Raw genomic sequence first — 12,757 nt, 5'->3', positions numbered from 1 at the left:
TTTTTTTATGCTCTTCTTTTTCCGCAATACCGTTTACATTGTTGGCAGATGTCATATCCCAGCATGGCTCCCAGTATGAAGTCTTCTTCGGGGGTTAATTGGTTTAGCGGACGTAGAATCATGTGTCTGATGGCTTCCAAGCATTCCGGTTTACCAAAGAAAAGATTGATTTTAGTTTCCCCCACTTCCTGTATAATGTAACTGATGTCTTGATTTTCCAATCGCTGTGTCATAAACCCCTCATGCTCCCGCTTCACCGTATAAAGCACCATATTGCGTACGCCCTTTTTGAACTCATACAGGTGATTCATGAATATTTTCACCTCTCCCGGGATATTTCCTCCATTGCCCATAATGTGTGGTCGTTTGCGGTTAATGAATTTGTTTTTGTAACTCTTCTGTCCACCGAGCAATACGCTCCGCAGTTTTATCATCCTCGTTTACCTCATCCAATGGTAGGCCTACAAATGCTCCGTCAACGACAGCTGTAGATGCATCAAATGTGTATCCGGTGATGGCTGTTGCCCCGATAAACCGGCAACCGCTTGACTTCAACTCTTCATATAAGATGCCCATACCGTCGCAAAACGTATCGCTGTACGAGTCTGCATCTCCACACCCGAACAACGCTATTGATTTCTGTGAAAGATCCATCTTTTTAAGCACTTTGATACCATCGTACCAGTCATCTTGCAGTTCACCCGCTCCCCAGGTTGAAGTTCCCAGTACCAAAACATCGTACTCTCCGGCTATCTCTTCGTTGAGCTTCGAAGCATCGTGAATATCATTTGTAGAAACACTCAGCCTTTCGGCAATGCGTTGGGCTATCTCTTCGGTTGTTCCGGTTGTGGAACCATAAAATACACCAATTTTACTCATAATCAATTTATATTTGTGATGATGCAAATATAGACTGGTTATGCTACATCTGAAATACCCATTTATCATGAATAACGCGTTGGTTCTTAACGCTAAGTAGGTAGGTAGTTACTTCATTTCGATTTTTCGGGCTTCGTTCCAGTCCATTAGCTTTTCGGTATCCATAATCACAATCTCTTTTCGGCGTAGCAACAATAAGCCCGACTCTTGCAATATATTCAGTGTTTTCGATACATTCAATCGCGTGTCGTCCAGATAGCTCGCTAAATCTTCCATTTTTACCTTAATAATCTTCTCGCCTTGTGGCTTTTCAATATGCATGTGAAGAAAGCGTACAATCTTGTCGATCAGATCCAACGGAGCCTCTTGCCATAGCTGTGCGTAGAGAGCCTGTGCCCGATTGCTGATAAAATTCATATAATTCAAGCGGAAGATGTCGTAATTGAGCAATGCATTCAGCACAAAAGATTTGCTGATGCTTATGGCATTGACTTCGGTACGAGCCACATACGAAGAGGCGTAGTTGATGTTCATTCCCAGCAGTGCGTGCGGCTCAATCACATAAGGTGCCTCGGCATGTTCTACAATGGTGTAAGTCTCATCCTGCGAGGTTGTCATGGACGAAATTTCGCCCTTGAGTAGAAAGATTAGTTGGTCACAAGAACTTCTGCTTTCCATAATTACATCTCCTGCCTTGTACTTCAGAAAGTGCAATTTTACTTTTTCCAGTATCTTACTGAAGTCTTCGTGGCAAAGACCTTGGAATAAAGGTAATTGCAAAAGAGTATCATACATTGTGGTGTCCATTTTACTTAATCTTCTAATTTGTAGGCACAAAGGTAGGTATAATAGCGGCTTACTGTAGTTGTAGCTCCTCTCTTTTTGTTTTTTTTATTATTTCTTAATTATGAACGCAATTCAGAAAACGAACACTTGGAGCGTGCATATAAATAAACTATATTTGCATAAAAAAGGAGGATACTATGTTTGCAGACTTTAATCTTCAGCAGATGGTTAGTGCATTTATTGTACTGTTTGCCGTTATCGATATTATTGGTTCCATTCCCATTATCATCAATCTACGAGAGCGGGGGCAGGGTGTCAATGCGTTAAAAGCTACCTTAATATCTTTTGGGCTGATGATTGGTTTCTTTTATGCAGGCGATTTTATGCTCAAACTTTTCCATGTCGATATTGAATCGTTTGCCGTGGCAGGTGCATTGGTTATCTTCCTTATGTCTCTCGAGATGCTGCTCGATGTCGAGATATTTAAAAACCAAGGCCCCATCAAAGAGGCTACCTTAGTCCCTTTAGTCTTTCCGTTGCTTGCTGGTGCCGGTGCCTTTACTACACTGCTCTCTTTGCGAGCCGAATATGCCAGTATGAATATTGTAATTGCTTTGATACTCAATATGATTTGGGTCTATTTTGTGCTGAGTATGACCGGACGTGTCGAACGTTTCCTGGGCAAAGGAGGAATTTATCTCATTCGCAAATTCTTCGGTATTATTCTGCTTGCTATTTCGGTGAAGCTGTTTATGAGTAATATCACTTTATTGATAGAGGCGGTTCAAACACATTGAGCATATCATCGGCTTTCAAAAACTTAGTAAACCGGCAGGCTGTGCATATACTGATAGCTGTTATCAGAAATTTCTATCGTTTCCAATTTTATTATTCTGAGTGGAATGTTGTTCTCTTGTGCCAACACCCATAGAGAACCATTTACATCGTAATCTTGGATGATGACTTCTTTTTATTATTTATCTTATGCATAAGTATTGCTCTCGCAAGTATCGATAAATAAAAAAAACAAGAACAGGGCAAACAAAGAGAATGACAGTCAATTAATAAGTGTGTTTTTCTATAAATATCTGTATTATAGATGAATATGTCGTTTGTTCAAACGATTGAAAATAACCTTTTCTTGCCTCGCATGACTTCCTATTTAAGCATGTGTTAATAACGTATTCTTTGCCAGCAAGAGTACGTACTCTTATCTGATAGGAATACGTACTCTTGCAAAGAAAGATATTGGCAGGAAATAAAATAGTTAAAAGTGTTAATTACTCAACGCGTAATTTCACAAACTTATCCATCCCCGAGGTAAAGGCAAGCGAAGGTAGATGATCGCTTTCGGTCGATTGATTCTCGAACTTTTTGATGAGCGAATAATCATCGGCACGTACGGCATAATAATTATCTGTCTGGGTTGATGCAATGCGTATGGTCCAGTCGAACATATTGCCCAAAATGGTTATCGCCTCCGTTTGCGGGTCATAAGACGGTACGCCAATTTTCACCACCTCATAGGTTTTATTGTTGAGGGCATAAAATGCATGATCCGTATCGGTCATGAAAGCCAGTGTTCGGCGGTTCTTGAACTCGGTCACGAACAGGTGCTCCAATTGCAGCCCGTGGGGTAGTTGAACGTTGCGAACGTATGGGCGGTCTTTGGTCTTTTTCAGGTGAAACAGTTGACGGTTTGCATCGAGTAGCAGATACCCTTCGTCATACTCTTTGCGTGTGGTAGGGTTTCCGGCTATTTCGAGTGCCGGAAAGCGAAATCCCTTGCGAAGCATCGCTTGGGTGAACTGTTTGCTTTTGGGCAGGTCGATGCTGTTGGAAGCGATATCGACAAACTCGATGCCGCGGTTGGTGATACGGAATACATCGTCGGGCATTTTCAGATCTACCCGGCCCGACATAGACTCTAACAATGGATAGAGCCCGATGTGAGGCGCATTGATATCCGACGGAATAACCCGAAAGGTAAAGCTCTCTACCTGAGCCATTCGGGGGGTAACCGCTACACCACGAATACTGTCGGGAAAACGTTCGTCGGCCATTAGTTGGCGGGCATAAAACAGGGGCAGAATACTGTCAAATTCAGCCTGTGTATAGAGATTCCCCTTCAGATCGCGACGAACCAATCCTTTGTCGCCTTCGGGGCTCATCTGAACAAAATCGCCGATAACGGTGCTGTAGAGCGTGAAAGGAGATTTCTCGGCTTTTGAAGTGAAGAAACGGTAGCACCACGGCAGTTGCCAAAGTAGCAACAGGGCAACGGTAAAATATAAAAATAGTTTGCTAAAACGAGTCATAGTTGTTGTTGTTAGGAATTATCAATCTTGTTTGCCCATTTTGAATCGTACAATAGAGATCCAGGTGAATGAGGCTGTTAGTAAGGTATACACCGCCAACCAAGGCAGAAAGGAGTTGTAGGCCTCGGGTGTCGACGAAAGGAAGAACACACGCAACAGCAGAACGGCAATGAGTAGGTTAGGTAGTCTTCGTTTCCAGGAAGGTTCCAAACAGACCCACGAAATGAGTAGATAACCTGCTATGCCTGCCAGATACCATGGAAGGGCACTTAGTAAAATATGGGCTTTCAACTCGGGAGCCAATACAGATCCTAGGTAAGTATCCATCAATAGTAGATTGCTGCCAAAGCAGATCAGCAGTAGCATAACTCCCGACAGCAACATGGTGGCGATCATCCGTAAGGCCGGATAGGGGAGATGTAGGGTGAGCTTGAGGCATTTGCGTTGCATCTCGGGTACAAACTGAACCACTGCCAGCAGTATACCTACCAGCAACGGAACGAATTGCAGCAGATCAATGAAGATGGCATCGCGTTGCAACATGACCTCCCATACGTGTTCGATTCCTTTGAGCTCGGCAACGCGGTTGATGCGTAGCATGCAATAGCCCGAAAAGCCTAAAGTAGTGACCACGGCCAGCAGAAAATACCACCGTGTTTTGATCCATTCTTTATAAAATATAGCGTTCATGATTTTTTAATATTTACCGGTTAAGCCGATGAAGGCGTCTTCTAAGTTCACTTTTTCGGAGTGTAAGTTTGTAAACGGCACGGCCATCGTATGTAGCTTTGCCTCTACCTCGGTGGGAGGTAGAAAAGAGAAGGTTTCCAACGTGTTGCGTAGTACCGATGGGTGATAAAGACCTTCGATGGATGGCAGCTCGTACCCTTCGGGAACGGTACAGGTATAGCGACGTACTTCGTTGAGCAGTTGGCCGACAGGTTTTTGTACCAGTATGCGTCCGTAATCCATCAGGATGCAATCGTCGATGAGGCGTTCCATATCCTGAATAATATGCGAGGTGAGGAACACGGTTTTGCTCTCTGCTTGCGCATAGTCGCGCAGATAATCCACAAAGAGGCGGCGATAACCGGGGTCGAGCCCTAGTGAGAAATCGTCAAGTATCAATAGTTCGGGGTTCTGTGCCAGAATAAGCCCCAATGCTACCTGCGAACGCTGACCGCATGACATACGCGAGATGCGCTGTCCCGGAGCTACTTGCAGTTTTTTCATCAGTTCGTAGTAGGCTTCCTTCTTCCAGTTGGGGTAAAATGCAGCATAAAATTTCTCAATCTGGGTAAGTGTCATGAACTGGTACTGAACGTGTCCTTCGATCAGCAGTCCGATGTTTTGTCGCAAGGCAGGGTCCATGCTCTGTACCTCACTGCCGAAGATGCGGCATTCGCCTGAGCGAGGTTTAAGATAACCACTCAGAATATTGATGGTAGTGGTTTTGCCTGTTCCGTTTTTTCCCAACAATCCCAGGATACGCCCTTTGGGTACGTTGAAACTCAAGTCTTGATAGATGAGCCTCTTGCCATAGTAGTGGGTGAGGTTTTTACATTCGATGATCTGTTCCATTACAGTGTATTTGTTTTTTAATCGTTAACATTAGCTTTGCGTTCTTTTTAGAAGAACAAAAGAAAGAGTAGCGGTAGAGCGATACCGGCGGCAAACTCCCATCCGCCGCGTCCGCCGATTCCTTTTTTCCCTTTTAGCATTACGATACCGCTGAGGGTAATAAGGATAAGGCCTACGGCAAAGGTATCGGCAAAAAGTGTCCACCACTGTCCGGGGTTGTAGTGCAGGCGTGTCATGGCACTGAGCACGGTACGTCGCTTTACCGACTCGTAAACGGCTGCTCCTGTGTCGGTATCTACCTGTAGATTCGACCCCCCTTTGAGGAACACCTTAAGCTGTCCGGCTTTGGGAGCGTAGTGCTTGGTGTAGTTGCCTGCTTCGCCGAGTGGTTGCAGTATCGTCATTACCTCCTCTTTCCCGATCTCTTTTGCAGGAGTGGGCAGCGGAGTAAGGGTATACTCTTTGCGCTCAATCGAGAAATGCGGGTTAATCGTGTCGCGATGATTCATTACAATACCCGAAATGGCATAAATGATCAACATACCCGAGAAGAAGAAAGAAAGATCGCGGTGCACCACCCGGCTCCATTTGCGGCAGGTGTTAAGGCTGAATGTCATAGTTCGTGGCTTCCATGAAGTAGAACGACAGGTATTCTTTTCCGTTACTGGCTTTGCGCTGCGCTATCTTATTGCGAAAGTCGGCTATGCGAGCCTCGGGTGTGTTGGCTGTTTCGCCACGGGCTTTCTTCTCGGTGCTGCATCCTGCTTCGCCATTGCCGTGCTGCTCGGCTGCTGCTGCTTTAAGTTGGGCTTCCCAGTTTTGCAGGTAAGCTTCGTCGATGCGTTGTTCTTTCAAGATACCCGTTACACGCACTACGCTGTTAACGCATTTCTGATCGAATTTGCCTACGCTGCCTCCCTCTATGCGAATGGTTTGCGTATCATCGCTTCCCATGAGGAAGATTTTGCGACCACCGTGTTTGCAGATGTGGGTACATACCCCTTCGATGGTTACCTCTTTGCCGGCCAATGTTTCGGCATGAGCCAGCAAGCTGTCCACTTCGAGTGCACTGTTTGCCCGATCGGCTGTATGTGTTTCTGCTTGTTCAGCGTTTTGTGTTTTGTTACCACCACAAGAAGTTCCCAGAAGAATCGCTGCCACTAAAGCGGCAAAAAAAGTCATTTGTTTCATTTTTTAATTTATTGTTAATAAGTAAGTAATTTTTGTTTTAAAATAAGAAGCCGAGCGAGGCTGTTCCAGCGTGTGTCTCTCCGCTTCGTTGGTAGTGTTGGTACCGATATGCGGCCGATAGGAAAAGGGCATACCTCCTCGTCAATTCATAATCAGCTCGGACAAATAGTCGTGCTGTAACGTGACTGTCGCTTAGGTATTGGATATTGCTCAGCAGTGCCTTACCCGAAGAACTGTTGGAGGTAATACCCGGAAGCAAGCCATCTGTTCGGAGCTTTTTTAAGTATTCCGTACCACCGCCTGTTGTGAACAATAACTTGGATAGTTGCCAATGCCATTGCAACTCGATGGTTGCACGCAGATGGGATGCTTCGAAGCGGCGGGCGGCTTCCTTATGCTCGCTGCTGATCGATTCGTATCCTACTTGCGGCAGGAGTACCCAACCATGCGTACGTTGACTAAGCCCGATGGGTTGTCCTACCATACCGCTCAGTGTAAGCTGTGCTGCTGTGCTGCGGTATTGTTGTACACTGCTGATCTGCGGATAAACATTGCCCGAAGCATCTCCGAAGATATTCTCCGTTCCGTTGCGTGTTTTTTTCACTCCCTGTATTTTAAGACCTCGATACCAAGCTCTTGTTTGCTTTGTCCATGCCAGATCGACAGCCATTGTTGTTTCCGTAGCTTCCACCATCGGTGCATAGTTGAGGCTGTTTAGCTCTTTGACAAAATGGAAATAATCGCCACGCAACGAAGCCGAGAATCCATTACCTTGAGTGGGAGACAGGTCAACGCTACCTCCCATTCCGGTGCCTGCATGGCGGGTCGATGTTTGTGTACCGGCAAAGCGGATGTACTCAACTCCCATGCCAAGCATCTGCGAAACAGAAGTAGCACCTTTATCAGCCAGAAAACTGATGCTACTATCCTGTGTATATTTACGGGCGTGAACAGAGGTGCCGATGGTATACGAACGGTTTAGTAAGCGTGCCAATGCCATGCTTGCTTCGAGGTCTGACACCACATTGCGTGGGCGAGGGTCTTTATCGCGATAGGCGATAGAGGCCCGGTAAGCCAATTGCCCGCCCAGCGTCCATGCACCCAGACGATGGGCATATCCTCCCATGAATCGATACTCTTCTTCTTTCATGAATCCTCCGATTGAGTCGCCCGTTACATAGGGATAGATGAGAGAAAAGTCGCTGTTCTCATTCCATCGCACATGCTCGCGACGTCCGTTGCGATAGGAAGCCTGCCCGAAAGCCCTACTCTTATTCGAGAGTTGAACAAACGATTCTACCTCGAGGGAGGTGTTTCGGCTGGCAGTTCCTTCTTGTACGAGTGTTGCATCGCCCCGTTGGTCATAGTAATGGTTCAAACTCGTTGTGGTGAGGCTGAACGGGTATTGCCGATAACGCATAGCAGCATTGTGAATCGCTGTTTCGCCAAAGGTGGCAACGGGGGTTTCTGTTAGCAACCTTCTTTGTTCTACGCTGAGTGAATCTGCCGACTGTGCCGAAGCAACTGCCGGGCACATGGGCAGGAGAAGTAGAAAGAGGAAGACAGATCGTTTCATGCAGGGTGGAGTTATAATGATTGAATTAATGCTTAGGAAGCAGGGTGGCGCGTACCGAAGGGGTAAAATCGACCGTAGAGTTATTGGTATCTTGCAATACATCGCGGTTGTCTTCTTTATAGGCTATCTTGCGCACGACTGCCTTACCGGCGTTTTCGATGGTACTGTTCATTGCGTTAATGTAGGTAAAGCCCATGTCGAGCGAAGCATCGACTACATTCCATACATAGCTGTTCTTAGGGCTCATGTTGACTGCATCGATAATCCAGCTATTGGGGAACTTGTAGTATTTAAACTCTTTGGTAGGATTGCCGTTGGCAAGTGTATAGTGGCAATCGTATGTGTAGTCTTTGAGATAGTTTTGCGGAGTGACTCCTTTCGGTAAACGGCCGATAGCGTAGGCTCTGTTTCCTTGTTTGGTTAGCACCCAGATGGTTTTAGTATAATTATATATCATATCCAGGTTGGGAACTGCCGGATTGTCAATATCGGGATAGTTGGCATTGGTCGACCCGGTATACCACTCGAAATCGGCAGTCGACAGATTCAATGAGTTTGAATTTTCGATGGAATGATCGGTCGCATTATCGCAAAGGGTAATGTAAGCACCCGGAGCGATGGGGTGTTGCTTTCCGTTGCCCGGAATCATGGCTATGGCCTGAACAGTCATCGCTTCGCCCATGATATTGGGTGTGTAATCTTGCTTGCGGGTTGTGACGAATTCAGATTCGAGCAGTATCAAACTATCGGCATAGAGTGTTTGGTTCGAGTTGTTGTAGATGCGGATGTATTGATCGCCATTATAGGCTTTATTGGTAGTAGGGTGAATGGTTCCGCCCGAAAAGACTTCGGCAATCACGAAGTTTCCCTGTTCGTTCGCATTGCGTATATGGAGCGTGATAGCCAGATTCATCGCTCCGCCTGTAACCGATACGTTTTGTTGAATGCCCTGAACGTTGACCTCGGTGGTTTGGGCAGTGGTAAGATCGGCTTTACCGATAAAGCTGACGTTGTATAGTCCGTCGGGTAGTGTTACCTGCGTGCCGGCATAATCTACCGGTGTTTCCAGTCCGTTGCTTATGTTTGTAAAGGTGTACGTTCCGCTTTTGAGCGTAATCGTTCCTTCGGATAAAGCAGGCAGCGTAATGCCTAGCGTTACTTCCGACACCTTGATCTCTTCGTTGTTGCTGCAAGCCCCAAAGGCAAGCGAAGCGGCCAGCAATAGGGCCAGATTGAAATTCTTCATTTTCATTGTTATGATGGTTAAATTAAACATATAATGAGTTGATTAACTTGACTGAAATATTAAAAGGTGAGGTTTGCCTCCATACCGAAATAAGGTGAGGAGGTGCGCCGCATCAGTTGAGTGCCCGAGTAATAATCGGGATATACCGTGAGCAGTTTGTTGACGAACAATGACAGATTCATATATCGACCTATCTTCTTGGTTGCCTTGAGATTGATGTCCATGGCAAAAGGGATTGTTTTACGATCAAAATAGGCTGCAGAATAGTTGGTTATTAAATGTTGCAACTCTGCATTTTCGGCACTTGAAGCGGTGAAAGGGTGTACCGTTCCGGTGTTGTCGATATACTCAACAGGGGTACCATTGTTCCACAATGCTTTGCTGTTGCTAAACCAAGAGCATTGGGCAGAGGTCGAAAAGATCAATCCCAATCGCTCCAGGTAGGTGTCGAACATCACGTTGGTGTTGAATTGTTGCTTTTCTGTTCCATCCTCCCAGTCGTATACACCGATATAACTCAACTGTTTTCCGTTGAGGAATATGGACGATTCTTCGTATTTCGGCACACTATTACTATAGATGGTACGAAACCAAGCACCGTTGATGGTGATTTTAGTTTTCAATGCTTTGATGCGCTGTGAAGCAAACTGAAACTCGATTCCTTGTTTGCGAACGCGTGTTCCGTTTCCGCTTTGTGTAAAGGTGTTGATGAGCGTGTCGGGTACATAAGACAAGTCCGATAAATCCGGCTTTGCCGTAATGGTCGACGGATCAATGGAGCTCACGTCGTACTTCTTGTATTGAAAAGTGCGGTAATAGGAAATGTCTCGAAAGGCATTGTTCATCCGTTCCTGAAAGTAGGTTACGCTAAATTCATTTCCCCGGTGCGAGAGTGCAAGCCGCACTTCCCATTTCTGGTTACGAGCCGGTTCTTGATTGTAATTGGTATTGTCCCACTTATAGGTATTCAGGTTGATGCGGCGATAGTCGGGATTGTTGTGATAATAGTTTAGCTGCACCACATCGACGTACTTGAAGTCGGGGTATAACTGTGCCGTAGTAGGCATCTTCGATAGCCAACCGATGCCTCCGGATAGGTCGACAAACCAATCTTTCTGTGCTCCGAAGGCAGGCATCCGCCATTGCAGGTTTAGGCGTGGGTCAAGATATAGACGGCTCTTCATGGCAAACCGACTCGATAGATGAAGCAACGTGTTGCCTCTCAAACCGGCCTCCAGATAGAGTCGGTGCTTGCCCAAAGAGAGTTTTACTTGATCTTCGATGTAGAAAGAAGCTGTTTGCCGGGCAGGTATATCGCGGTAACTCCGTGGACGGGTAGTGGAGGCAACGGTAAGCGGCCGGGTGACGTCGTACACCTGTCCGTTTCCGAAATTCTTATTGTATGCCCATTCCAAACCTGCTCTCAAACGGTGTGTGCTTTGGAACCAGCGAAAGGCAAAGTCGCCTGCGAAAGAACTGTTGACATAAAAGGGTTTACCATCGATAACCATCTTTGCGATGTAGTTGTAGGGTAGGTAGATGCCGTCTGCTTCACCCGATTCGGTACTACTGGGTATGGCCATGGGGCGATCGATCGATACCGATTTGGTTTCGGTTGTTTCATTTATCTCTTGCGATAAGGAGACATTGGCACGCAAGGCTCTGATGAAGGAGGTGTCCGAAAACTTCAAGTTCCATCGTCCTGCCAACGAAAATTGGTGGTAACTAGCTCGGTAGCGGTTCTCTTTCAGGGTGATGTCTTTGTCTGTTTTCGTATCATCAATCGAACCTGTATAGTCGGCCGAAAGGTTCCAGTTCATCGTTTTATGATGTCCCGGCATGCGGTCGGCGTTCCATCGCAGGGAGCTTGTGATGCGTTTATAGTTCTCAAGACTGTTGCGTGGATCTACCTTTGAGTCCAGATAACTGAGATCCATGTTGAGCACATTGTGCTCATCGGTAGGGCGAAATCCTTTTCCTACCGAGAACAATTTGCTATACTGATCGGCTTTGAAGCGTGCTGTCAGGGGTGATGCTGTTTGTTTACGATTGATAAGTACCACACCTCCGGTCAGATTGCCATAGGCTACAGAAGGAATGCCTCGCACAATTTCCACACTCTCTATATTATCGGTAGAAAGGGTACGCATATCCACACCTCTCGAAACCGATTCGCGTGCCTGATTGAACTGATTGGTACCTGGTACATATTGCAAATTGCCATCGGTATTGACCGGAGCTCCATCGACTACAAAGCCCACTCCCAAAGAAGAGATAGCTTCGCTGGTACTACCTGCTTCGCGTAAGTGAATAAGGTTGGCAGCTCCCATGGCAGGTACGCTTGCTTTGCTTCCCGGCAGCAGTTCGAGTAAGTCGGTAAAACTGGTGGGTTGCAGATGCTTCATGGCCGTTAATCCTATTTTAGATGCACTGGTGATTCCCTTTGATTCGGAAGCGGTGATAACCACTTCGTTGAGAGAGGTGGCCGAAGAGGTGAGGTAAAAAGTAAGGGAGGTATTTTTTATAATGGTAACCTCTTTTATATATGTCTGATATCCGAGGTAAGAGACAGTCGCGGTATACGTTCCGGCAGGTAACCCGATGAGGCTATAATGACCATCGGCTGCAGTAATGGCTCCATAGTCATTTTTCTTTAAAGAGTTTAGTTGAATGGTGGCAAAACTCAATGCTTCCTTCGTTTCTGCATCGCGTACTGTACCCGTCATCGTGTAAGTCTGCTGGGCAACAGCGGGTAGTACACCTAAAAGTATCGATATAATCAGTGAAGAAAACCTGTTCATTGTGCTTAGTAATTTTGTTTGCAAAGGTACACTATCTGCCATCGGAAGTCAATCATCATCTTTAGGTATATTTAGTGATTTTAATACCTATTAGGTACTACTTATAGTTGTATATTTGAATTCCTCTTCCTACCTTTGCAACGTTTTGTTCCGAAGAAGCTTCCTTGGCGAAGCTCCGGATGAAAAGGGAATCGGGTGTAAATCCCGAACAGTCCCGCTGCTGTGAACTCCATTGATGAACGGTTTACCAATCACTTTATGCCACTGCCATATATTAAGGTGGGAAGGCGGGTAAATTTACGGAGTAAGTCAGAAGACCTGCAAAACGAAGTCAATGCCTGTTGCTTTCGAGGAAAGAGCGTCGGGATAAACTATGTTT

General features: G+C 45.9%; 12 protein-coding genes and 1 riboswitch. Of the genes, 1 reads left to right on the top strand and 11 read right to left on the bottom strand.

The features are described from left to right. Positions 1-5: 5 nt before the first annotated feature. The 3 genes from TY03_RS06925 to TY03_RS06915 form a co-directional block, all read right to left on the bottom strand. A complete protein-coding gene (locus TY03_RS06925) occupies positions 6-353 on the bottom strand; it encodes a DUF2023 family protein (protein WP_042368511.1) in 348 nt (115 codons plus the stop codon). Positions 354-372: 19 nt separating this feature from the next. Beyond that, the gene (fldA, locus tag TY03_RS06920) at positions 373-879 is read right to left on the bottom strand and encodes a flavodoxin FldA (RefSeq protein WP_042368509.1); all 507 of its coding nucleotides are present in this window, start codon (positions 877-879) and stop codon (positions 373-375) included. A gap of 108 nt (positions 880-987) precedes the next feature. Then, positions 988-1,674 carry a Crp/Fnr family transcriptional regulator gene (locus TY03_RS06915; RefSeq protein WP_081713084.1) on the bottom strand — a complete coding sequence of 229 codons (687 nt, stop codon included), beginning with the start codon at positions 1,672-1,674 and terminating at the stop codon, positions 988-990. 188 nt (positions 1,675-1,862) lie between these two features. Here TY03_RS06915 and TY03_RS06910 point away from each other — a divergent pair, with 188 nt between their 5' ends. After that, positions 1,863-2,462: a MarC family protein gene (locus TY03_RS06910; RefSeq protein WP_042368505.1), complete on the top strand. Its 600-nt coding sequence runs from the start codon at positions 1,863-1,865 to the stop codon at positions 2,460-2,462. A gap of 483 nt (positions 2,463-2,945) precedes the next feature. On the opposite strand, the gene TY03_RS06905 is transcribed toward TY03_RS06910, so the two are convergent. Genes TY03_RS06905 through TY03_RS06870 form a run of 8 tightly spaced genes read right to left on the bottom strand, consistent with a single transcriptional unit; the run spans position 2,946 to position 12,378 of the window. Then, positions 2,946-3,983 carry a DUF4857 domain-containing protein gene (locus tag TY03_RS06905; RefSeq protein ID WP_042368503.1) on the bottom strand — a complete coding sequence of 346 codons (1,038 nt, stop codon included), beginning with the start codon at positions 3,981-3,983 and terminating at the stop codon, positions 2,946-2,948. A 21-nt stretch (positions 3,984-4,004) separates the two neighbouring features. Next, positions 4,005-4,673 carry a hypothetical protein gene (locus TY03_RS06900; protein ID WP_042368501.1) on the bottom strand — a complete coding sequence of 223 codons (669 nt, stop codon included), beginning with the start codon at positions 4,671-4,673 and terminating at the stop codon, positions 4,005-4,007. Between the two features lie 6 nt (positions 4,674-4,679). Next, complete coding sequence (locus TY03_RS06895; protein ID WP_042368499.1) at positions 4,680-5,564, bottom strand: ABC transporter ATP-binding protein; 885 nt, start codon at positions 5,562-5,564, stop codon at positions 4,680-4,682. A 47-nt stretch (positions 5,565-5,611) separates the two neighbouring features. Continuing rightward, positions 5,612-6,181 (bottom strand): PepSY-associated TM helix domain-containing protein, encoded by a 570-nt coding sequence (locus tag TY03_RS06890; RefSeq protein ID WP_042368498.1) that lies wholly within the window; start codon positions 6,179-6,181, stop codon positions 5,612-5,614. After that, positions 6,165-6,755: an OB-fold nucleic acid binding domain-containing protein gene (locus TY03_RS06885; RefSeq protein WP_042368497.1), complete on the bottom strand. Its 591-nt coding sequence runs from the start codon at positions 6,753-6,755 to the stop codon at positions 6,165-6,167. Before TY03_RS06885 ends, TY03_RS06890 begins: the two co-directional genes overlap by 17 nt. 37 nt (positions 6,756-6,792) lie before the next feature. Next, on the bottom strand, positions 6,793-8,331 hold the full coding sequence (locus TY03_RS06880; RefSeq protein ID WP_148335593.1) for a DUF6850 family outer membrane beta-barrel protein: 1,539 nt from the start codon (positions 8,329-8,331) through the stop codon (positions 6,793-6,795). A gap of 25 nt (positions 8,332-8,356) precedes the next feature. Next, positions 8,357-9,583 (bottom strand): DUF4876 domain-containing protein, encoded by a 1,227-nt coding sequence (locus TY03_RS06875; protein WP_052332443.1) that lies wholly within the window; start codon positions 9,581-9,583, stop codon positions 8,357-8,359. 53 nt (positions 9,584-9,636) lie between these two features. Further along, the gene (locus TY03_RS06870; protein ID WP_042368494.1) at positions 9,637-12,378 is read right to left on the bottom strand and encodes a TonB-dependent receptor; all 2,742 of its coding nucleotides are present in this window, start codon (positions 12,376-12,378) and stop codon (positions 9,637-9,639) included. Positions 12,379-12,506: 128 nt separating this feature from the next. After that, positions 12,507-12,718, top strand: a riboswitch (cobalamin riboswitch). The last annotated feature ends 39 nt before the right edge of the window (positions 12,719-12,757 follow it).

It is taken from the genome of Bacteroides neonati (assembly GCF_000499785.1).
Classification (GTDB): Bacteria; Bacteroidota; Bacteroidia; order Bacteroidales; family Bacteroidaceae; genus Bacteroides; species Bacteroides neonati.
The sequence above is the reverse complement of the archived record's forward strand: the minus strand, read 5'-3'. Positions and strand labels throughout refer to the sequence as shown.